18 protein-coding genes and 1 pseudogene are annotated in these 22,578 nt (G+C 60.8%); 15 read left to right on the forward strand and 4 right to left on the reverse strand.

Going from position 1 to position 22,578, the window contains the following annotated elements; translation table 11 throughout:
• Together QZ268_RS15365 and QZ268_RS15370 are read right to left on the reverse strand one after the other, a co-directional pair.
• Positions 1–693, reverse strand: a 693-nt coding sequence (locus QZ268_RS15365; RefSeq protein WP_295454402.1) for an ATP phosphoribosyltransferase regulatory subunit, incomplete at its 3' end; no start/stop codon positions are given.
• A gap of 188 nt (positions 694–881) precedes the next feature.
• The gene (locus QZ268_RS15370; RefSeq protein WP_295454404.1) at positions 882–1,709 is read right to left on the reverse strand and encodes a crotonase/enoyl-CoA hydratase family protein; all 828 of its coding nucleotides are present in this window, start codon (positions 1,707–1,709) and stop codon (positions 882–884) included.
• Between the two features lie 113 nt (positions 1,710–1,822).
• On the opposite strand from QZ268_RS15370, the gene QZ268_RS15375 reads away from it, so the two are divergent.
• On the forward strand, positions 1,823–2,017 hold the full coding sequence (locus QZ268_RS15375; protein ID WP_295454406.1) for a SlyX family protein: 195 nt from the start codon (positions 1,823–1,825) through the stop codon (positions 2,015–2,017).
• 61 nt (positions 2,018–2,078) lie between these two features.
• Here QZ268_RS15375 and dnaE read toward each other — a convergent pair whose 3' ends face one another.
• A complete protein-coding gene (gene dnaE, locus QZ268_RS15380; RefSeq protein WP_295454407.1) occupies positions 2,079–5,591 on the reverse strand; it encodes a DNA polymerase III subunit alpha in 3,513 nt (1,170 codons plus the stop codon).
• Positions 5,592–6,039: 448 nt separating this feature from the next.
• Between dnaE and xdhA the strand changes: the two genes are divergently transcribed.
• The 7 genes from xdhA to QZ268_RS15415 all read left to right on the forward strand — a co-directional run bounded on the left by xdhA (position 6,040) and on the right by QZ268_RS15415 (position 15,424).
• Positions 6,040–7,401, forward strand: coding sequence for a xanthine dehydrogenase small subunit (gene xdhA / locus QZ268_RS15385; protein ID WP_295454409.1), 1,362 nt, complete (start codon positions 6,040–6,042; stop codon positions 7,399–7,401).
• Positions 7,398–9,755, forward strand: coding sequence for a xanthine dehydrogenase molybdopterin binding subunit (xdhB, locus tag QZ268_RS15390; protein WP_295454412.1), 2,358 nt, complete (start codon positions 7,398–7,400; stop codon positions 9,753–9,755). Before xdhA ends, xdhB begins: the two co-directional genes overlap by 4 nt.
• Positions 9,745–10,689: a xanthine dehydrogenase accessory protein XdhC gene (gene xdhC, locus QZ268_RS15395; protein ID WP_295454414.1), complete on the forward strand. Its 945-nt coding sequence runs from the start codon at positions 9,745–9,747 to the stop codon at positions 10,687–10,689. The genes xdhB and xdhC overlap by 11 nt, the downstream gene beginning before the upstream one ends.
• Positions 10,686–12,203: an ABC transporter ATP-binding protein gene (locus QZ268_RS15400; protein ID WP_295454416.1), complete on the forward strand. Its 1,518-nt coding sequence runs from the start codon at positions 10,686–10,688 to the stop codon at positions 12,201–12,203. Before xdhC ends, QZ268_RS15400 begins: the two co-directional genes overlap by 4 nt.
• A 66-nt stretch (positions 12,204–12,269) precedes the next feature.
• Positions 12,270–13,352 (forward strand): ABC transporter permease, encoded by a 1,083-nt coding sequence (locus QZ268_RS15405; protein WP_295454418.1) that lies wholly within the window; start codon positions 12,270–12,272, stop codon positions 13,350–13,352.
• A complete protein-coding gene (locus QZ268_RS15410; RefSeq protein ID WP_295454420.1) occupies positions 13,352–14,272 on the forward strand; it encodes an ABC transporter permease in 921 nt (306 codons plus the stop codon). Before QZ268_RS15405 ends, QZ268_RS15410 begins: the two co-directional genes overlap by 1 nt.
• 78 nt (positions 14,273–14,350) lie before the next feature.
• Complete coding sequence (locus QZ268_RS15415) at positions 14,351–15,424, forward strand: BMP family ABC transporter substrate-binding protein (RefSeq protein ID WP_295454422.1); 1,074 nt, start codon at positions 14,351–14,353, stop codon at positions 15,422–15,424.
• 297 nt (positions 15,425–15,721) lie between these two features.
• Here the strand turns inward: QZ268_RS15415 and QZ268_RS15420 are convergent, their stop codons facing one another.
• Entirely contained in the window at positions 15,722–16,618 is an 897-nt protein-coding gene (locus tag QZ268_RS15420; protein WP_295454423.1) for a LysR family transcriptional regulator, read from the reverse strand.
• A gap of 85 nt (positions 16,619–16,703) precedes the next feature.
• Here QZ268_RS15420 and QZ268_RS15425 point away from each other — a divergent pair.
• From QZ268_RS15425 to QZ268_RS15450, 7 genes and pseudogenes are all read left to right on the forward strand, one after another.
• A pseudogene (locus QZ268_RS15425) lies at positions 16,704–17,777 on the forward strand (CoA transferase); the annotation flags it as partial.
• Positions 17,746–17,892: a CxxxxCH/CxxCH domain-containing protein gene (locus QZ268_RS20220; protein WP_365322540.1), complete on the forward strand. Its 147-nt coding sequence runs from the start codon at positions 17,746–17,748 to the stop codon at positions 17,890–17,892. The pseudogene QZ268_RS15425 and the gene QZ268_RS20220, both read left to right, overlap by 32 nt.
• Positions 17,882–19,018 carry an acyl-CoA dehydrogenase family protein gene (locus tag QZ268_RS15430; protein WP_295454426.1) on the forward strand — a complete coding sequence of 379 codons (1,137 nt, stop codon included), beginning with the start codon at positions 17,882–17,884 and terminating at the stop codon, positions 19,016–19,018. The genes QZ268_RS20220 and QZ268_RS15430 overlap by 11 nt, the downstream gene beginning before the upstream one ends.
• Before the next feature lie 313 nt (positions 19,019–19,331).
• Positions 19,332–20,279, forward strand: a complete 948-nt coding sequence (locus tag QZ268_RS15435; protein ID WP_295454427.1) for an aldo/keto reductase — start codon at positions 19,332–19,334, stop codon at positions 20,277–20,279.
• The gene (locus QZ268_RS15440) at positions 20,276–21,355 is read left to right on the forward strand and encodes an FAD-binding oxidoreductase (protein WP_295454429.1); all 1,080 of its coding nucleotides are present in this window, start codon (positions 20,276–20,278) and stop codon (positions 21,353–21,355) included. The genes QZ268_RS15435 and QZ268_RS15440 overlap by 4 nt, the downstream gene beginning before the upstream one ends.
• The gene (locus QZ268_RS15445; RefSeq protein WP_295454430.1) at positions 21,355–22,014 is read left to right on the forward strand and encodes a DUF938 domain-containing protein; all 660 of its coding nucleotides are present in this window, start codon (positions 21,355–21,357) and stop codon (positions 22,012–22,014) included. The genes QZ268_RS15440 and QZ268_RS15445 overlap by 1 nt, the downstream gene beginning before the upstream one ends.
• Positions 22,015–22,115: 101 nt before the next feature.
• Complete coding sequence (locus QZ268_RS15450; RefSeq protein WP_295454432.1) at positions 22,116–22,454, forward strand: carboxymuconolactone decarboxylase family protein; 339 nt, start codon at positions 22,116–22,118, stop codon at positions 22,452–22,454.
• Positions 22,455–22,578 lie beyond the last annotated feature (124 nt).

The raw sequence follows: 22,578 nt of genomic DNA on the forward strand, positions 1-22,578 counted from the left end.
CTTTCGGCCAGTGGTCAGCAATTCGCGTACGCCGGCGGGGCCGACCTTGTCGGATTTGTCGATGGTGCGCAGGACGGCGTCTGCCGTGGTGCGGTCTTCCGACGGGTTCAATCCGACCGCTTCCAGCACGCCGTTCAGGACCTTGCGATTGTTGATCCGCACGAGGTAGTCGCCGCGCGGTATTCCCACGGCTTCAAGCGTGTCCGACAGCATCGCACAGATCTCCGCATCGGCGGCCACGTTGGGCGCGCCGACCGTGTCGGCGTCACACTGGTAGAACTGGCGGTAGCGGCCCGGCCCGGGTTTCTCGTTGCGCCAGACCGGCCCCATCGCATAGCGGCGATAGGGGCTGGGCAGATCATTGCGGTGCTGGGCATAGACCCGCGCCAGCGGCGCTGTCAGGTCATAGCGCAGCGCCATCCAGTCGCCCTTGTTGCTGTCGGGATCGTTTTCATCGACCTCCTGCCAGGCAAAGACACCAGCGTTGGGACGTTCAACATCGGGCAGAAACTTGCCCAGCGCTTCGACGGTTTCCACCGCCGCGCTCTCCAGCGCCTCGAACCCGTAATGATGATAGACACCCGCGATGGCACGCAGCATTTCAGAACGCTGTGTCACCTCTTCGCCGAAATAGTCACGAAATCCCTTGGGCGTTACCGCCTTGGGACGGGGCTGTTTCTTGATCTTGGCCATGAAAAGGCCTCCTCACGGGTGGGTTTGGGTCATTTACTCGCCGCGCGGTCTAGCCCAAGCCGTGCCTGTGAGCAAGGCAACAGGTTCGACCACACCGGGTCAAGCCCAAGCGGTCTGGCGCTGCCTAGCTTTTCTGCATGACAGGAATGCGACAGCCCCTGCGCCGCACCGGGTACGGGCAACAAAGATCAAATCTGCGAAAAATCGCCGGACCGCCCCAACCCAGAGGCAAAGCGCTGCGCCCCGTCGCGTCCCTCTGTCAAAAAGGCCTTGGCTGACCGCCACTCCCGCCGCAGCGCCGCCGCCAGCTCTTGCGAAGGCATCCGCGCCGACAGGTGATCTGCCCGCATGCAGGCCTGCGGAAACCGGGTGAGCTCCTGCGCCAGGGCCTGCGCCAGATCCAAGGCTTCCCCCGTTGGGGCAAGCCGGTCGGCAAAGCCAATCCGGTGGGCCTCCTCGGCGGGCAGGGTGCGGCCCGTCAGGATAAGATCATTGGCGCGGCCCTGCCCCAGAAGACGCGGCAAGCGCACGGTGCCGCCGTCAATCAGCGGCACTCCCCAGCGGCGACAATACACCCCGGCAAAGGCATCCTCCGCCATGACCCGCATATCGCACCAGGCCGCCAGCTCCATGCCGCCCGCCACAGCCGGACCTTCAATGGCGGCGATCACCGGTTTTGACAGCATCAGCCGCGACGGCCCCATTGGGCCGGGTCGGGGATCAACAACGGGATCGCGCCAATCCGCCTCGATATCCAGTGCGGCCAGCCAATCATCCGATGCGCCGCCGCCTGCGGATTTGAGATCAAAGCCGGCACAGAAGTAGCCGCCCCGACCAGTCAGGACCGCCACCTTAGCCGTTTCTTCGGCCTCGAAGCGCAGAAAGGCCGCATAAAGCGCGCGCGCTGTGGCGGGCCCCACCGCATTGCGGATTTCCGGACGGCAGATGGCAATTGTCATCACGCCGTCGCGCTGGCTGATGTCTACTGGTGGCATTTCATCTTCAGTTGCAGCCATGGTTGTGTCCCTTGCAGCTCATTGGCATCTCTCTTTGAGCTGAGCCTGCGCGTCTTCCCCATGGACCGGCAAGAGGAAGGTGCTTATGACGTTGCGCAGCTATGGAGAAACACATGCAAGCCTTGGAAGAAAAGATCGCCCACCTGACCCGCACCGTCGAAGAGCTGAGCGACGTGGTCGCCAGCCAACAAACCGAGATTGACCGCCTGTCCAAACGGGTACGGATGCTGATGGAGCGCGAAGCTGGACGCGAGCAGGGCAGCGGCGGCGCCCATGTGTTCGGCGACGAGCGCCCACCGCACTACTAGGAAAGCGGCACCCGGTTACCAGTGCCGACAGGACGGTGAAGCAGGCACCGCAGGCGGCACCCTAAATCTCCTCAACCTCCATCACCCCTTCCAGTGATTTCAACGCGCCTTTGATCTGCGGGTTGATCGGGAAGGGCTGGCCCAGGTCCATCTCCACATCCCCGGGCAGGCCAGGGTCCTGTAGATAGAGGTAGATCGCCCCCGGGCTGGCGTTGCGGGCGGCGGATTTGGCGTCCTCCAACACGGTGGCGACGGTTGTGATCGCATTCGCATCGTCCAGATAGATCCGCAACGAGGACCGCCCGGCATCGGCAATGGCCGCGTCCACCGGTCCGGCAGAACGCATCAGGAGTTTCAGCTGGTCGCTCTCCATCGTGGCCTCGGCGGTGATCACCACCTTAGAGCCAGTATCAAGAAATTCGCGTGCCTTTTCCAGCACATCCGAGAAAATCGTTACCTCATAGCCGCCGGTGGTATCCGACAGCTGAGCAAAGGCAAACCGATTGCCGCGGGCCGATTTGCGCTCTTGCCGCCCAGCAACCACCCCGGCCATTTTGGCCATGAAAGGTCCGCGCGCAGCCTTGACCATGACCTCATCCAGGGTCATCACATCCTTGCGTTTCAGGGCCGGCATGTAGTCGTCCAGCGGATGGCCAGACAGATAAAAGCCAATGGCCTTGAACTCTTCAGACAATCGCTCAGCTGGCAGCCAATCGGGGGTATTGGCCAGACGCGGTTCCGGCAGGTCATCGCCGGCCTCCCCAAACAGGGACACCTGGTTGGAGTTCTTCTGTTCATGGATCGCGTTTGAATAGTTCACCAAGCCTTCGAGGCTGTCAAAGACCCGGCGGCGGTTGCGGTCCAGCTGATCAAAGGCACCGGCGCGGGCCAGCATTTCCAGCGGGCGTTTGCCGATCTTTTTCAGGTTCACCCGGCGGGCAAAGTCGAACAGATTGACAAAGGGGCGCTCAATCCCGTCCTCAATGCGGGCCTCCGCCACCAGCCGCATCACATCGGCACCGACGTTTTTCAGCGCGCCCAGCGCATAGACCAGCTCGCCGTTGACCACATTGAACGTCGCCAGCGAGCGGTTCACACAGGGCGGCACATAGGGCAGACCAAGGCCCTTTTTGACCTCTTCAAAATAGATCGCCAGCTTATCCGTCAGATGGATATCACAATTCATCACGCCGGCCATGAATTCAACCGGGTGGTTCGCCTTCAGCCAGCCGGTCTGATACGAGACCACCGCATAGGCCGCCGCGTGGGATTTGTTGAAACCGTAGTTGGCGAATTTCTCCAGAAGGTCAAAAACCTCCGAGGCTTTTTTGGCAGGCACACCGTTTTCGCCCGCACCCTTTTCAAATTTGGGCCGTTCGGCGTCCATCGCCTCCTTGATCTTTTTACCCATGGCGCGGCGCAACAGGTCAGCGCCCCCCAGGCTATAGCCTGCCATCACCTGGGCAATCTGCATAACCTGTTCCTGGTAAACAATAATACCCTGGGTTTCCTCCAGGATATGGTCGATCAGGGGATGCACGGATTCGATCTTTTTGAGGCCGTTTTTCACCTCACAATAGGTGGGGATATTCTCCATCGGACCGGGACGATAGAGCGCCACCAGCGCCACGATGTCCTCAATGCAGGTGGGCTTCATCCGTTTCAGTGCGTCCATCATGCCGGTGGATTCCACCTGGAACACCGCCACGGTTTTGGCCGAGGAATACAGCTTGTAGGTGGGTTCATCATCCAGCGGGATGGCGTTGATCTCGTTCACCGCACCCTCGGGCGGCTCATAAAGCGGGGTGCCGTCAGCTGCGGTGTGCAGATCACGCCCCGACTGTATGATCAGATCCACCGCGTTTTGGATAACCGTCAGGGTTTTCAGGCCCAGAAAGTCGAATTTCACCAGCCCGGCTTGTTCCACCCATTTCATGTTGAACTGAGTTGCAGGCATGTCTGATCGCGGATCGCGGTAGAGCGGCACCAAGGCATCCAGCGGCCGGTCGCCAATCACCACCCCCGCCGCGTGGGTCCCGGCCGAGCGCAACAGCCCCTCGACCTGCATGCCGTATTTCAACAGCCGGTCCACCACCGGTTCGTTCTTGGCCTCTTCGGCCAGGCGCGGTTCTTCTTTCAGACTGTCTACAATGGACATCGGCTTGACGCCTTCGACAGGGATCAGTTTCGACAGGCGATCGACCTGGCCATAGGGCATCTGCAAGACGCGGCCCATGTCACGCACTGCCGCCTTGGACAAAAGCGCACCAAAGGTGATGATCTGGCCAACCTTGTCGCGGCCGTATTTTTCTTGCACGTATTTGATCACCTCTTCGCGGCGATCCATACAAAAGTCGATGTCGAAGTCGGGCATCGACACCCGTTCCGGGTTCAAGAACCGCTCAAACAGCAGCGAATAGCGCAGCGGGTCCAGGTCGGTAATTGTCAGCGCATAGGCCACCAAAGAGCCCGCACCAGACCCCCGCCCCGGCCCCACCGGGATATTGTGATCCTTGGCCCATTGGATAAAATCCGCAACGATCAGAAAGTAGCCGGGGAAGCCCATGCCCTCGATGATATTAAGCTCAAAGTCGAGCCGCGCCTGATATTCCTCAACGGTGACCGCATGGGGGATCACCGACAGACGTTGTTGCAGGCCTTCATTGGCGATGCGGCGCAACTCAGCCACCTCATCATCGGCAAACTTGGGCAGGATCGGATCCCGCAGATAGGCCTTAAAGGCGCAGCGCTTGGCGATTTCGACTGTGTTTTCAATGGCCTCGGGCAGGTCCGCAAACAGCGTGACCATTTCCTCCTGGCTTTTGAAGTAATGCTGCGCGGTCAGGCGGCGACGGGGTTCGGATTGGTCCACATAGGCGCCCTCGGCGATGCAGATCATCGCGTCATGGGCCTCGTACATTTCTGTATTGGGGAAATAGACATCATTGGTGGCCACCAGCGGCAGGTCCATGGCATAGGCCATTTCCACATGGCCGCGCTCACTCAGCTTTTCTGCCTCGGGCTGGCCGTCTTCACCGGGATGGCGTTGCAGTTCCACATAAAGCCGGTCGGCAAAAATCGCCTTGAGCCGCTGCATCAGCTCTTCTGCCGCCGGGCGCTGCCCCTGGCGTAGCAGCCGCCCCACCGGTCCATCCGGTCCGCCGCTCAGGCAGATCACATCACCCGCGTTTGTCGCCAGTTCCTCCAGCGTCACATAGGGCAGTTCGCTGCCCTGGCGCAGGTAGAGACAGGAGTTCAGCTTCATCAGATGCTCATACCCGGTCTCGCTCTGGGCCAGCAGCACCAGCGGCGCCGGGGGCTGCGGCCGCTCCCCCGGAGCAGGGTCGACAAAGCGCAGATCCACCTGACAGCCAATGATCGGCTGCACCCCCGCATTGCTGGCAGAGACCGAGAACTCCAAAGCCGAGAACAGGTTGTTGCTATCGGTCACCGCGATGGCCGGCATCTCGTGCTTTTTGCACAGATCCGGCAGCTTTTTCAGGCGCAGGGCACCTTCAAGCAGGGAATATTCCGTATGGCTACGCAGGTGAATGAATCGAGGAGCATTTGTCATGGGGGCCAAGCTATCCGATCCCCGGCGCAAGGATAAGAGCTGTTATTGCGCAAAAATATCTGGGGCACAGGCTGCTGACGCGTTAATAAAGCGGCGTGAATTTGGTCAAACAAGTCGCAATGTGATGCTTATTGCACCCAAGACACCCTGAAAAATTGAGGGTATTATCAAATCAAGTTTGAAAGTCCTACTCGAACTCCCCCACCCTGAGACCGTTTTTCGGGGGTTTTCCGTAGGAAGTGCTTTAAAAATAACAGCATGCCCCTAAAAGGAGTAATAATCTTGCGCGACCAAATGTAACAGAACAGAGTCACTTTTTCTTGCCAGAACGAGCTGCTGCTTCGTAGGTTAATCGCAGCAAGCATATGCAAAGGCCCGCCAGACTTTCTACGTCGCATCGAAAGCATGGCATTTGGGGTGGTTCACGTAAGGCGACGGGTTTCACACGATGACAATCACCTTTCATTTGAACGGTGAAGAGGTTGTGCTCGAGGATCTTGATCCCTCGGCCACTCTGCTTGATTTTTTACGCGAAGAGCGCGGACTGACGGGGACCAAAGAGGGCTGCAACGAGGGCGACTGCGGCGCCTGCACCGTGATGGTAACGGATAGGTCGGGCTCCAAGCCGTTGAATTCCTGCATCCTGTTCCTGCCGCAGCTCAACGGTAAATCCATTCGCACTGTAGAAGGTGCCGCGGATGCCGATGGCACACTGCACCCGGTACAAGAGGCTATGATCAGCCATCACGGCAGCCAGTGCGGCTTTTGCACCCCCGGTTTTGTCATGTCGATGGTGACCGCGCATAAAAACGGCGCGACGGATCATGATGTGCAGCTGGCCGGCAACCTGTGTCGCTGCACCGGCTACGCGCCAATCGTCCGCGCTGCCGAGGCAGCTGCCAATCAGCCGGTGCCTCAGTGGATCACCAAGGAACCCCTGCCCCAAGCCACCGAGGCGGCCAATATTCCGCAATCAACAGATGCATTGGCACAGCTTTACGCGGCCAAGCCCGAGGCCCGGCTGGTGGCTGGGGCCACCGATCTGGGCCTTTGGGTCACCAAGGGGCTGCGCGATCTGGGAGAGATGATCTTTCTCGATGGCTGTGACGACCTGAAACAGATCACGCTGACCGACCAGGAGATCCGCTTGGGTGCCATGGTGGACATGAACCGTATGCGCGAGGCGATTGCGCCGCTGCACCCCTCTTATGGGGAAATGATCCGCCGCTTTGCCAGCCAACAGGTGCGCGCCGCCGCCACCCTTGGTGGCAATATCGCCAATGGCTCGCCCATTGGGGACAACCCACCTGCGCTGATTGCCCTGGGGGCGCGCCTGCATCTGCGCCAGGGCGACAGCCGCCGGGACATCGCCATTGAGGACTTCTTTATCGACTACGGCAAACAGGACCGCCGCCCCGGTGAGTTTGTCGAAGCCGTTAGTATTCCGCGTCAGCCAGACCGGTTGCGAGTCTATAAGCTTTCCAAGCGCTTTGACCAGGATATCTCAGCCGTGCTGGGGGCGTTTAATGTCACTGTATCAGGTGGTTTGGTGACCGCCGCCCGCATCGCCTTTGGCGGGCTTGCCGCCACGCCAAAGCGCGCCAACGCTCTGGAGGCGGCGCTGACTGGAAAACCCTGGAATGAAGCCAGTGTCACAACGGCTATGGCCGCGCTGGCGCAGGATTTCACCCCGCTCAGCGATATGCGGGCCTCGGCGGAGTACAGGCTGGAGACCGCAAAGAACATGCTTGCGCGCTATTTCGATGACCTAAATGGCGACAGCCACTCAGTTCTGGAGGTGCAGGCATGAGCGTTGCAAAACCCCTGCCCCATGACGCGGCAAAACTACATGTGACCGGCAAGGCCCGCTATGTGGATGACACCCCCCTGCCGCGCGGCGCGTTGCATCTGGCCTTTGGGCTGTCGACAATTGCCAAGGGGCGCATCGACAAAATGGATCTGGCAGCGGTCAAATCCAGCCCCGGTGTGGTGGCGGTGCTGACGGCGCCGGATCTGCCCTTCAGCAATGATGTCTCCCCCTCGCTCCATGACGAACCACTGCTGTCGGACGGCACGGTACACTATCTGGGTCAGCCGCTGTTTTTGGTGGTGGCCAAAAGCCATCGCGCCGCCCGCGTTGCTGCGCATCGGGGGGCGGTTTCTTATACCGAAGAAGAGGCGCTGCTGACCCTGGATGCCGCCCTGGCCGCCAACAGCCGCTTTGAGGAAGGTCCGCGGATCTATCAAAAAGGCGATGCTACAGCGGCCATAGCGCAGGCCCCCCATCAGGTTGAAGGCACGTTTGAGCTGGGTGGGCAGGAGCATTTTTATCTGGAAGGTCAGGCCGCCCTGGCGCTGCCACAGGAAGACGGGGGCATGCTGGTGAATTCCTCAACCCAGCACCCAACCGAGATCCAGCACAAGGTGGCCGAGGCCATTGGCCTGCCCATGCATGCAGTGCGGGTCGAGATCCGCCGGATGGGCGGTGGTTTTGGCGGCAAGGAAAGCCAGGGCAATGCCCTGGCCGTGGCCTGCGCTGTCGCCGCGCGCCAGACCGGCCAGCCCTGCAAAATGCGCTATGACCGGGATGATGACATGGTGATCACCGGCAAGCGTCACGCCTTTCGGATCAGTTATCGGGCTGGTTATGACGAGACGGGCCGCCTGCATGGGGTCGAGTTCACCCATCTGGTCAACTGCGGTTGGGCCCAGGATCTGTCGCTACCAGTGGCAGATCGCGCCATGCTGCACAGTGACAATGCCTACGCCATTCCCGCCATCCGCATCGAAAGCCACCGGTTGAAGACCAACCTGCAAAGCGCCACCGCCTATCGCGGCTTTGGCGGGCCACAGGGCATGGTGGGGATCGAGCGGGTGATGGATCACATCTCTTATGCGTTGGGCGCGGATCCTGTCGCGATAAGACGATGCAACTACTATGACGCGCCCGACGAAAAGCCAGAGGGGGGCGCTGCCCCCCGGTCTGCGACCGCCCCCCGAGGTATTTCAGGCAAGATGAATACACGCGACAATACCACGCCCTATGGGATGGAAGTCCGCGATTTTGAATTGCACACTTTGACAGATCAGCTCCTGGAAAGCGCTGATTACGCGGCGCGGCGGGCTGAGATTGCCGAGTGGAACAAGGGGCAGACCGATCTGAAACGCGGGCTTGCCTTTTCGCCGGTGAAATTTGGCATTTCCTTTACCCTGACGCATCTCAACCAGGCGGGCGCCTTGGTGCATGTCTATCAGGATGGGTCGGTACACCTGAACCACGGCGGCACCGAAATGGGCCAGGGGCTGTTTCAGAAGGTGGCGCAGGTGGCTGCCAGCGGTTTTGGGATTTCCGTGGATAAGGTGAAAATCACCGCCACCGATACCGCCAAGGTGCCCAATACTTCGGCGACGGCGGCTTCTTCCGGATCGGACCTGAATGGCATGGCGGTGAAAGCCGCCTGTGATACCATCCGCATGCGCATGGCCGGTTTTTTGGCTGAACAGCATCAGTTAGCTGTGGAAGACGTCGTTTTCTCAGGCAATCTGGTTCGCGTTGGCAGCGAGGAGATCACCTTTGATGAGGCCGCAAAGCGCTGTTATGAGGGGCGAATCAGCCTTTCGGCGACTGGATTTTATAAAACACCCAGCCTGCAATGGGACCGGATCAAAGGCCAGGGGCGGCCGTTTTTCTACTTTGCCTATGGCGCCGCGCTGACTGAGGTGGTGGTGGATCGTCGCAGTGGCGAAAACCGCATCCTGCGCTGCGATATCTTGCATGATGCAGGCGCCTCGCTGAACCCGGATCTGGACATAGGTCAGGTGGAAGGCGGCTATGTGCAGGGCGCGGGCTGGCTCACCACAGAGGAGTTGATCTGGGACCAGCGGGGCGCCTTGCGCACCCATGCGCCCTCGACCTACAAGATCCCGGCCTGTTCCGACCGACCGGATGTGTTCAATGTGGCGCTGTTTGCCGGCGAGAACCGTGAGGACAGTATTTACCGCTCTAAAGCGGTCGGTGAGCCGCCCTTTATGTTGGGGATTTCGGCCTGGTTGGCGATCAGCGATGCGGTAGCGCAGTTTGGCAATAGCTACCCGGCGCTGGCGGCACCGGCGACGGCGGAAGAAGTCTGGCGCCAGGCCCGGAGGCAGCGCGATGGGGTTTGATCTGGACGCGCTTCGTGCCGCCCTTTTGCAACATGGCAGGGTGTGCCGGGTTGTGATTGCCGCCATTCGTGGCTCATCGCCGCGGGAAGTGGGGGCAGCCATGCTGGTTTGGGACAAGGGACAAAGCGGCACCATCGGCGGCGGCGCGCTGGAGTTTGAAGCGGCAGAGACGGCACGCAGGCAAGACAGGAAAACCCGTCTCAGCACCCATGCCCTGGGACCGGATCTGGGCCAGTGCTGCGGCGGATCGGTTACTCTGGTCAGCGAGATCTATGACATGGAGGATTTTGCGCGACTGGACACGGAGGTCATTTTGCGCCCCGTCACGCCGGAGGCCGCCACAAGCCCGCCACTGGCCGTGAAGCGCCAGCTGGCGCAGCTGCGGGCGCAGGGACAACGCCCGCAGACACAACTGATGGATCACTGGATGCTGGAGCCGGTACACAAGCCACAGCAAGATCTGTGGATTTGGGGGGCCGGTCATGTGGGGCGCGCCCTGGTTGATGTGCTGGCGCCCCTGCCGGATTTGGCTATCACCTGGGTGGATACGGCAACGACGCGGTTTCCGGCGCATGTTCCAGCGGGCGTGACCATTCTTCCCGGCCAGGACCCGAGCCTCCTGCTGCGTCATGCACCGGTAAATGCACAGCATCTGGTTCTCACCTATTCCCATGAGCTGGATCTGGCGCTATGCCACGGTCTGCTATTGCATGGGTTTTCCTTTGCGGGGCTTATCGGCTCGGCCACCAAATGGGCGCGGTTTCGCAGCCGATTGGCAGCCCTGGGTCACAGCCCCGCTGAGATCGCCCGCATAACCTGCCCAATTGGCACCCCTGCCCTGGGCAAACACCCGCAAATGATTGCGGTCGGCGTCGCGGCAGAGCTGCTGGCGCGGGCGGCACGCAGAGAGATAAAAGAGGAGCGGCGCGCGTGACTGAGGTACTCTTGAGCCTGAAAGGTCTGACCAAGGCCTACCCCGGTGTGGTGGCCAATGACGCTGTCTCCTTTGATATCGGCGCGGGTGAAGTGCATGCCCTGCTGGGAGAAAACGGCGCTGGGAAATCCACCCTGGTCAAAATGATCTATGGGCTGGTGAAACCCGACAGCGGCGAGATGACCCTGCGTGGCGCACCCTTTGCCCCCGGTGAGCCGCGTCAGGCCCGCGCCGATGGCATTGCCATGGTGTTTCAGCACTTTTCCTTGTTTGATGCGCTCAACGTTGCAGAAAACATCGCGCTGGGGATGGAAAACCCGCCTGCGCTGCGCGATCTGGCCACCAAGATCCGCCAGGTCTCAGAGGCCTATGGCCTGCCGTTGGATCCCTATCGCACCGTTGGCGATCTGTCCGCCGGGGAGCGCCAGCGGGTGGAGATCATTCGTTGCCTGTTGCAGGATCCAAAGCTGCTGATTATGGATGAACCCACCAGCGTGTTGACCCCGCAAGAAGTCGAAATCCTGTTTCTGACGCTGGAAAAACTGCGGGCTGAGGGCACCTCGATCCTTTATATCAGCCATAAGCTGGAGGAGATCCGCAGGCTCTGTGATCACGCCACCATTTTGCGGCTGGGCAAAAACGTCGGCGAATGTGTTCCCGCCGAAACCTCGGCCAGTGAAATGGCGGAACTGATGGTGGGATCAGCGCTGACTCCGCCAGAGCGTGGAGACCGCGATTTTGGGGCTGTGGCGCTGGACATTTCCGGGCTGTCGGTGCCGTCCCCCACGGCTTTTGGCACCGCGCTGCGCAATGTGCATCTAACCGTGCGCCGTGGCGAGATCCTCGGTATTGGTGGCGTGGCTGGCAATGGCCAGGACGAGCTGCTGTCGGTGCTCTCTGGCGAGGTCCAGACTGAGGCTGATGCGGTCAAACTGGGCACCGATCCCATTGGCCAGCTTGGGCCGGTTGCACGGCGCGCGCTTGGCCTGTTGACCGCGCCCGAAGAACGCCTGGGCCATGCTGCCGCCCCTGATATGAGCCTGACCGAGAATGCCATGCTCACCGGAGCCACCCGTGAGGGGCTGGTAAAGAACGGCTTTCTCAAATGGGGAGCTGCCAGGGACTTTGCCAAGCGAGTGATCAAGGACTTTGACGTGCGCACGCCGGGGCCGGAGAATGCTGCCCGCTCGCTGTCGGGTGGTAACCTGCAGAAATTTGTCATTGGCCGCGAGGTGTTGCAACGCCCCGAGGTTCTGGTGGTGAACCAGCCCACCTGGGGGGTTGATGCCTCGGCGGCGGCTGCCATTCGCCAATCGCTGCTGGACCTGGCCGCAGGCGGCTGCGCCGTCATCTGCATCAGCCAGGATCTGGATGAACTGATGGAAATCTCTGACAGCTTTGCCGCCCTGAATGAGGGCCGCCTGTCTGCGCCGCGTCCTGCTGCGGGGTTAAGCGTGGAAGAAATCGGCCTGATGATGGGCGGTGCCCATGGCATGGAGGTGGCACATGTTTGACACCCTATGCCGTGAGATCGCCTTTGGCGGGAATATTTGGGGAAAGATAAAACAGGGGGCCGCGCAATGATCCGGCTAGAGAAACGACCGCAGCCGTCACGGGCCTGGTCACTGGCCACGCCGCTGTTGGCGGTTCTGGCAACCATGATTGCCGGGGGCTTGCTTTTTGGAATCCTCGGCAAAGACCCGGTAGAGGCTATTCGCACCATTTTCTGGGAGCCGCTGTTTGGCGAGTTTGCCTTTTATTACCGCCCGCAGCTTTTGGTCAAAGGCGCGCCTTTGGTGCTGATCGCCATCGGTCTGTCGCTGGGGTTTAAGGCCGGTATCTGGAACATCGGCGCCGAGGGGCAGTATATCATGGGCGCCCTGTTTGGCGCCGGTGCGGGTCTTGCCTTTTATCCAACAGAGGCCTGGTACATCTTTCCGCTGATGGTCATCGCAGGGGGCTTTGGCGGTTGGGTCTGGGCAATGATCCCAGCCTTTCTAAAGGTCCGCTTTGGCACCAATGAAATCCTTGTCTCCTTGATGCTGGTCTATGTGGCGGAGCAATTTCTGGCCTCTATGTCATTGGGTTTGCTGAAAAACCCCGAAGGTCATGGATTTCCCGGGTCGCGCAACCTGCAACAATATGACAGCGCCTATAACGCTGACCTGATTGCGGGCTCTGGCATGCACTGGGGCGTGGTGGCAGCGCTGATTGCGGTGATCTTTGCCTATGTGCTGCTGAACCGCCATATTACCGGCTACCACATCCGCCTGACCGGCGAGGCCCCCCGCGCAGCACGCTTTGCCGGGGTCAATCCAAGCCGGTTGATCCTGTTCTGCCTTGGCACCTCCGGCATGTTGGCTGGTCTGGCAGGCATGTTTGAGGTCTCCGGCCCGTCGGGGCAGGTCAGTATTGATTTTAACGTTGGCTACGGCTTTACGGCTATTATCGTCGCCTTTCTGGGGCGTCTGCACCCCGTGGGCATCCTGCTCGCTGGGGGGCTGATGGCGTTGACTTACATTGGTGGCGATATCGCACAATCCAACCTGCAGCTGCCATCCTCGGCCATTCAGGTGTTCCAGGGTATGTTGCTGTTTTTCCTGCTGGCCTTTGATCTGTTGACCAATTTCCGCATCTCGCTTGGCAAACCGGAGGTCGCGTAATGGATCTTTCTGCAATTAATCCCGTCCTGCTCATTGCCTCGCTGATGGTGGCAGCCACACCGCTGTTGTTTGCCGCTATTGGTGAGCTGGTGGTGGAGAAATCCGGTGTGCTGAACCTCGGCGTCGAGGGGATGATGATCATTGGCGCGGTGGCGGGCTTTGCCACGGCTGTGGAAACAGGTTCACCGCTGCTGGGGTTTGTCGCCGCTGCTGGGGCTGGCGCGACCCTGTCTGTGCTGTTTGCTATTCTCACTCAATACGCCCAGGCCAATCAGGTGGCTTCTGGCCTGTCGCTGACGCTGTTTGGCCTCGGCATGTCTGCCCTGTTGGGGCAGTCCTATGTGGGAGTGAAACCGCCTCAGATGGAAAAGCTGGACATTCCGGTGCTCAGCGATCTGCCGGTTGTCGGCCCGATCCTGTTTGGCCATGACCTCATGCTATATGTGGCGCTGGTCTTGATTGCCGCTGTTTGGGCCGTGATCAAATTCAGCCGGATTGGTCTGGTGCTGCGTGCGGTGGGGGAAAACCATGATGCCGCCCATGCCCTGGGATACAAGGTGGTGCGCATCCGCATCATGGCGATCCTGTTTGGGGGCGCCTGTGCAGGGCTTGGCGGTGCCTACATCAGCCTGATCCGGGTGCCGCAATGGACCGAGGGCATGACCGCAGGAATCGGCTGGATCGCCCTGGCTTTGGTGGTCTTTGCCAGCTGGAAACCCTGGCGTGTGTTGCTGGGTGCCTATCTTTTTGGCGGTGTAACCGTTGTTCAGCTTAATCTTCAGGCTGCCGGCGTTGCCATCCCGGTGGAGTATCTGGCAATGTCGCCCTATCTGATCACCATTCTGGTGCTCGTTATCCTATCGGCTGATAAGAGCAGCGCACCTGCTGCTTTGGGTCGCAATTTCCACGCTGCGCGCTGATTTATTGGCGGGCGGCCTACGACTTGCCCGGGGCTACGCCCCTGGGCACAACTAAAACCAAAACGGGGGATCCCTTTGATGAAACTGACCAATCTCATGACCAGCGCCGCAGTGGCCTTTGGTCTTGCAACCGCAGCCCTGGCTGACGATCCGACCAAGGTCGGCTTTGTCTACGTTGGCCCCGTCGGTGACGGCGGCTGGACCTACGAGCATAACCAGGGCCGCAAGGCGGTTGAGGCCGAGTTCGGCGACAAGGTCGAAACAGTCTATGTTGAAAACGTTGCCGAAGGCCCCGATGCCGAGCGCGTGATCACCCAGATGGCGCTACAGGGCGCTGACCTGATCTTTACCACCTCTTTTGGCTACATGGACCCCACCATCAATGTTGCGGCCAAATTCCCGGATGTAAAATTCGAGCACGCCACCGGCTACAAAAACGCCGACAACGTTTCGACCTATTCCGCCCGTTTCTATGAGGGTCGCGCGGTTCAGGGCACCATTGCGGGCCACATGACCGAAAGCAACATCGTGGGCTACATCGGATCCTACCCGATCCCCGAAGTCATCCGCGGCATCAACTCGGCCTATATCCACGCCAAGAAAGTAAACCCTGACGTCACTTTCAAGATCGTCTGGGCCTTTACCTGGTTTGACCCCGCCAAAGAAGCCGACGCCGCCAAGGTTCTGATTGAACAGGGCGCCGACGTGATCCTGCAGCACACCGATTCTACTGCGCCTCAGGCTGCGGCCCAGGCTGCTGGCAACGTCATCACCTTTGGTCAGGCCTCCGATATGGCCGAATACGGTCCAAAACCCCGCGTCTCCTCCATCATCGACGACTGGGCGCCTTACTACATCGCCCGGACACAGGCCGTTATGGATGGCACCTGGGAAAGCAAGAGCACCTGGGATGGGATCGGCGCCGGCATGGTTGGCATCGGTGAAATCTCCGACGCGGTTCCTGCTGACGTGAAAGCTGCCGCCCTGGCAATGAAAGCCTCCCTGGCGGATGGCTCCTATCACGCCTTCACCGGCCCGCTGAACAAACAGGACGGTTCTGCCTGGTTGGCAGAGGGTGAAACCGCCGATGACGGCACCCTGGCTGGTATGAACTTCTATGTTGAAGGCATCGAAGGCGATATCCCACAGTAAGCCTTTGCAGCATTACAACTAAGACGGCCCGCCCTAACAGGCGGGCCTTTTTGTTAAGACGCCACCTCACCTACTATTGGTAAAGCCCCTGTTAAGGCTGGGTTAGACCTTTTGATCAACACCACCGTAATCGCCTTGGGCGGGACAGAGCAGCCTATGTGAGACCGGAGGCAACGACGGCCGCCAGCGATCCTTCGCGGCCTGTGCAGCAACAAATCCACGGTTTAACATGACGGTTCCAAGGGCAAAGTCCGCAGGGAATGCTGCCGCGGGTTGGCGCCGACGGCCACCTGGCGCTTAGGGTGGCGGGCTGAAATAGGTTTCCGCAAAGGCGGTAAACGCCTGAATGATTGGCCGCTTCAGCGCCGCGCCGCGATGGGCAAGGGCGATCTGATGCCGCGGAGGGCACCCGGCGAGGGGCACGCGGATGACCGGACTGCCATCATAGCAGGGTCCGTCTGGCAGGTCGGTCGCCAGCAGACCAACGCCAAGCCCGTTGGCCACCATTGACCGCAGCATTTCGATCGAGCCGGTTTCATAGCCCACCTTCACCGGGACAGTTGCATTCTGTAACAAAGACAGGAAATAGCCGCGACTGTGAGGCAGGTTCATCAGGATGACCGGCTCCTGCGCCAGATCTTGGGCGCGGACGCTGGGCTGCTGTGCCATCCTGTGCTCCTGCGGCAGCAGCGCGTAGGGCTCCGCTGCCATCAGAGGTGTGATGACAAAATCCGACGGAATGCCAAAATCATACAGCAGCGCCAGGTCAATCCGGCCTTCGCTGAGCCAATCGAACAGCGTTTGCAGGTCGCCTTCAAGGATGCGGACTTCGGCGTCGGGGCGAGCGTCCAGAAAGCGGCGCACCAGCTGCGGCGCATAGCGCGGGCCGAGGGTTGAAAACACCCCCAGGTTCAGGAACTCCGGCGTGCCCTCACCACCGCTCAGCATCCAGCGCGCCTGTTGCTCCAACTCGCGCAGCTGGGCAAGCTTGTGCTGCCCAAACGGGGTCAGCTCCATGCCGCGGCCGGGGATGCGGACAAAAAGCTTCTGGCCGAACACCTCCTCGCAGCGGGCAATCGCCAGCGACACTGAGGGCTGCGAGGTGTTCAGAGCGCGGCTTGCTGCAGCGGTGCTGCCGGTGTCCGCGACGGCCAGCAGTATTTCGACCTGGCGAAAGTTCAGTGGTATATTCAAATGGGTATACCTCTCATACCTACATTGTATTTCCAGATATACCTATTCCAAGACTATTCACCAGCAGGCAATTGATGGTGAATGTATGTTCGAAAATGACAAAAAAGCTGACCGCAGGCCGCTTGAAGGTGTCCGGGTGTTGGATTTCTCGCGGGTTCTGGCCGGACCGTATTGCACAGCGCTAATGGCAGACCTGGGCGCAGAGGTGATCAAGGTTGAGCCCCCTGCAGGCGATGACTACCGCCACATCGGTCCGTTCAAGGAAGGCGAGAGCCTGCTGTTCCAATCGGTGAATCGTGGCAAGAAGTCTCTCGTTTTGGATCTGAAATCCAAAGACGGCGCGGCGGCCGCTGCGGCGTTGGCGGCGCAGTGTGACGTGCTGGTGGAAAACTACCGCCCTGGTGTGATGGAACGGTTCGGGCTGGGGCCGGAGAAACTCTGCGCAGCCAATCCCCGCTTGGTCTATGTTTCTGTGTCCGGGTTCGGCCAGACTGGCCCGAACCGGCTGCTGCCGGCCTATGACATCATCATCCAGGCGATGAGCGGGCTGATGGATATGACCGGCGCCGAGGACGGCCCGCCGATGATGGCCGGAGAAGCCTTTGCTGACGTGTCAGGCGGCATGTTCGCCGCCTTCGGGGCGATGGTGGCGCTGTTCGACCGCACCCGCAGCGGCAAGGGGCGGCATGTTGATCTGGCGCTTTATGATGCGCTGGCCTCGATGATGCCGGTGGCGGCCTGCCGGGCACTGATGGCAGGTGAGACGCCCAAGCGGACGGGCAGCAAACACGCGCTGTCAGCCCCCTTCGGCACCTATCCAGCCGGGGATGGAAGTTTCACCGTCGCGGTGCTGAATGACCGGCTGTTTGCGCGTTTCGCAGCAACCATTGGCGCGCCGGAGCTGCCAGAGGACCCGCGTTTTGCCAGCGATGCCTTGCGGCGGCATAACGAACCTGCGCTGGCACAGCATATCGAAAGCTGGTCTGCGGCCCGCAGCGCACAGGATGCGGTGGCGGTTCTGTCCGAGGCGGGCATTCCAGCTGCGGCCCTGTGTACGGTGCCCGAGGCCTGGGGCTCAGCGCAGGCGCAAGCGCGCGGGCTGGCCTCGACGGTAGAGCACCCTGCCCTTGGCACCCTCACGGTGCCGGAACAGCCGGTGCATTTCAGCGGGGCGCCAAGAGGCGGACGCCAGTCTGCGCCCGCCCTGGGCGCCCACACTCAGGACATTCTGCACCAACTGCAACAAAAACAGGGAGAGCCCCAATGAGCCTTGATCTCAAGAGCGAAGAACAGGCCGTCATCGACCAGATTGAACGGTTTTCCAGCGAGGTTCTGGTGCCTGCCGCTGCGGCCATCGATGCAAAGTCCCAATTTGCAACCCTGCATCTTTCAGCCCTGGCTGAGATGGGCATCATGGGGATGAACCTGCCCGAAGCCCATGGCGGCATCGGTCTTTCCGGGCCTGCGCTCTATCACGCGGTGGAGACGATCGCAGGAGCCTGCGGCTCTACGGCCTCGATGCTAACGGCGCATTTCTTGGCGACAGATTCGCTGCTTCTGGGTGCGGATGAGGCGCTGAAGCAGCGCATTCTGCCCGCTGCGGCGGCGGGCGAGGCTTTGGGGGCCTTTGCCCTGACGGAACCCACGGCCGGCTCCAACCCGGCGGATATGCGCAGCACCGCCACACGCGACGGCGGCGGCTACCGGCTGAAAGGGGCCAAATGCTTCATCTCCAATGCGGGGGCTGCAGATTTCATCGTAGTCTATGCCAAGACAGACCCGGCAGTGGGCGCCCGCGGGGTCAGCGCCTTTGTGGTCGAACCGGCCAAGACCGACGGGATGGAAATCGGCACGCACGAGGAAACCATGGGCCTGCGCGGTGGCCATGTGTTCCCGATCTCGTTTGACTGTCACGTGCCCGCAGAAAACCGGCTGGGTGATGAGGGCACGGGGTTTCGCACCGCAATGAAGGTGCTGGACAACGGCCGTATCGAAGTCGCCGCGCAGGCCACCGGCATTGCCCGCGCCGCCTTGGATGCAGCTGTGTCCTATGCCAAGGAGCGCGAGGTTGGCGGCCAGCCGATCAGCACCTTCCAAGGGCTGCAGTGGATGCTGGCCGACAGTGCCACCGAACTGGCTGCGGCGCGGGCCTTGGGCCTGCAAGCCGCCCGCAAGCGCGGCACTGGCGAGCGGTTTTCCTCAGAATCCGCCTTTGCCAAACTATACGCCAGCGAGGCGGCCTGGCGCATCGCAGACCGGGCGCTACAGATCCACGGCGGCTACGGCTACACCCGAGACTTTCCGCTGGAACGCTACCTGCGCGACTTGCGGATCTTCCGGATTTACGAAGGATCCTCGGAGATACAGCGAACCATCATTGCCCGCGACCTTCTGCGTTAATTTTGAGGTGAGCCTCCTGTCTGGGTGCGCCTCTGTTGAAAGCTGCATCGGCACAGCGAAAAACGGGGAGGCATTGCGAAGCCCTGCTGTGCCGACTGCGTTGAGACTTCTGTTTGCAAGCGGCCCTTGCAATAGTGGCTTTTCTCAAACCTTGGCCGCCGTGCCACATCACAGGGTGCCTCCCGGTAATGCACCAGGACCGCCCCAATGCCCATGCGGCGTGTTTGGTGCCAATAGCAAGTTCACCCCCAAAAGATCTTGCGACAGAACCTTGGCTCTTTTCCCCGTACCAAGGACGTGGCAGGTTGCCCGCATGACACAAATACTGACCTCCCCCGATGGAACCCCTGCCAGCCGTTTTGCCTTTGGCACCATGCAGTTTGGTGGCCGTGCGGATGCAGCACAATCTGGCGAAATCTACACCGCCTGCCGCGCCGCTGGCATCACCCATTTTGATACCGCCTGGGTCTACACAGACGGCCGCAGCGAAGAGATCCTGGGGGACCTCATTCGGGCAGAACGGGATCAGCTGATCATTGCCAGCAAGGTTGGCTATTCGGGCGGTGCCGGGGCTGAAAACATGCAGGCGCAGTTTGACACCAGCCGCAAACGGCTAGGGCTGGACTGCATTGATATCCTCTATCTGCACCGGTTTGATGAACAAACTGATCTGCGTGAAACCCTTGGCTGGTTTGGCGCCCGCAAAGAGGCCGGGGATATCCGCTATACCGGCCTGTCGAACTTTGCCGCCTGGCAGGTGATGAAAGCGCAGATGCTGGGGGCTGACCTGGGCTTTGCGACGGATATCCTGCAACCGATGTATTCGCTGGTCAAACGCCAGGCAGAGGTGGAAATCCTGCCCATGTGCACAGACCAGAACATCGCCATTGCCCCCTATTCCCCCCTGGGTGGCGGCTTGCTGACCGGGAAATATGCCAGTGGCGGCCAGGGACGCCTAAGCGAGGATGCCCGCTACAACAGCCGCTATGGGCAGGCTTGGATGCATCAGGCTGCCGAGGGGCTCAGCGCCTTGGCAAACAGCATTGATGTCTCCCCTGCCACACTGGCGGTGGCCTGGGCGGCGGCACACCCATCGGCACCGATGCCAATCATTTCAGGGCGCACCGCTGAACAGATTGCGCCCTCGCTTGCCGCCATGGATTTTCAAATCGACGCCGCGCTGTATGACCAGATCGAAGTGCTCAGCCCGCGTCCCGCCCCGGCGACAGACCGGTTGGAAGAGCAGGAGTTGGGTGCATGAAATGTGATTTCCTGATCATTGGCGGCGGTATCGCGGGCAGCAGCGCCGCTGCCCGCCTGTCAGAGCTGGGCCATGTGGTGCTGCTGGAGATGGAAGACGCTCTCGGCTACCATGCCTCCGGGCGCTCGGCCGCCATGTTTGAGGAAAACTATGGCCCCGCCTCTGTGGTGGCTTTGAACACGGCCAGCGCCAGCTATCACCACACGGCCAATGGCGGTTATCTCACCCCGCGCGGCTTTATGTTGGTCTCTGGCCCCGGTCAGGAGCAGCAGTTTGGCTCTGACATCCAGCAGCTCCACCTCGATGAGATCAGTTTTGCCGAGGCACAGGCCCGCGTGCCAATCCTGAACCCAAAGACCGTCACCCATGCCGGGTTGCACGAGGCGGCGCAGGATCTGGACACCGATCGTATGGTCCAGGACTTTGCCAAGGCAGCCCGCAGCAATGGCGGCAAGGTCATCACCCGCGCCAAGGTCACCAGTATCAGCCGCAGCGCAGTGGGCTGGCAGGTCGAGGCAAGCGGCGAAAACTATACGGCCAAACAGCTGGTCAACGCGGCGGGTGCCTGGGTGGATGAAATTGCAGCCATAGCCGGTGTCGCCCCCATTGGCATTGCCCCGCGCCGTCGCTCGATGGCGCGGCTGCCGGCGCCCGGGGGCCATGACGTGACCAAATGGCCGATGCTGATGGGCGTTGGCGAAACCTGGTACGCCAAGCCCGACGCGGGCAAGCTGCTGGTCTCGCCGGCGGATGCAGATCTGGTTGCGCCACATGATGCCTATGCCGATGACATGGTGCTGGCCGAAGGGCTGGCCCGCTATGAAGAAAGGGTCACCACCCCGGTGACCCGGGTCGAAAGCAACTGGGCCGGGCTGCGCAGTTTTTCCCCCGATGGCACATTGGTATTGGGGCCGGACCCGGACCAGCCCGATTTTATCTGGTGCGCGGCCCAGGGCGGATATGGCTTTCAAACCGCCCCTGCGGCCTCGCGCTTGCTGGCGGACCTGCTGGGCGGCACCACCTCAGAGCTGGACGCCGCAACCCGTGCAGCCCTCTCCCCAGAAAGGCTCCGCTGATGCCCGTTCGATCCACTCCCGGCACTGCCTCGATCGCCAATCCCGAGGGCGGCAAGCTGTTTGCCCCATCAGCGGCGCGCAACCTGGATGTGCTGGCTGACCTGCTGGAACAGGTCGCGCCGCCGTCAGGTCGCACCGCCCTGGAGCTGGCCAGCGGCACCGGCCAGCATGTGGTCGGCTATGCCACCCGCCTGCCACAATATACCTGGCACCCCACCGAGGCTGACCCCAGCCGTTTGCACAGCATTGATGCTTACATAGGTGAAGCCGCGCTGGACAATGTGCGGGATGCCAAGGCGCTGGATGCCACCGCCGCAGGCTGGAGCGCTACGCAGGAGCCACAGGACCTGATTGTGCTGTCAAACCTGATGCACCTCATCAGCACACCCGAGGCCCGCTGCCTGCTCCGCGAGGCGGCAAACACCCTCACCCCCGGGGGTCGTCTGGTGATCTACGGGCCGTTTTTGCGCGCGGGCGAGCTCACCAGCCCCGGCGACGCGCAGTTTCACAGCTCGCTCAAAGCCCATGACCCCGAGATCGGATACAAGGATGATTTTGATCTCCTGGACTGGGCCCATGAGGTGTGGTTGAGCCCGGTTGAGGTGATTGAAATGCCCGCCAATAATCTGGCACTGGTCTTTGCCAAAGGTACTGCCTGACACGGCGGCTTTGCTGGTTTTTCCCATGACCTAGATCAAGGTTGCGCTGACCAGAGCCGCCTACACCTTCGACAAACTGAATATTTTTCGAAGGACATGCCATGAGCTGGTCGAACAAACTGGAAAGCACCCGCCAAGGGCTGCGCAATCTGAACAAATCCATTCCGGACACTGCGCAGGCTTTTGGTGCGCTTAGAAAATCCGTGAAACAGGGCGGCGTTCTGGAATTCAAACACAAAGAGTTTGTCGCCCTGGGGATCGCCGTCGCGGTGCGCTGTGACGATTGCATTGGCCTGCATGTGGAAGCCCTGATCAAAGCCGGCGCCAGCCGCGAAGAAGTCTCTGATGTGCTGGCAATGTCGATCCAGATGGGCGGCGGGCCCGCGATGATGTACGCGGCCAAGGCGCTAACCTGTTTTGATGAACTGACGGCCACTTAAAAACCTGAAAGGCGCCAAGGCGCGTCAACTGGCAGGCCGCACCAACTCCGCAGGTTCAAAGCAGATCCGCGGTGGATTTTCTTGGGAAGGTCTGCCGCCACCAAGCCAGCCATAGCCCGCCACT

It is taken from the genome of uncultured Pseudophaeobacter sp. (genome assembly GCA_905479575.1).
In the GTDB taxonomy this organism is placed as follows: Bacteria; Pseudomonadota; Alphaproteobacteria; order Rhodobacterales; family Rhodobacteraceae; genus Pseudophaeobacter.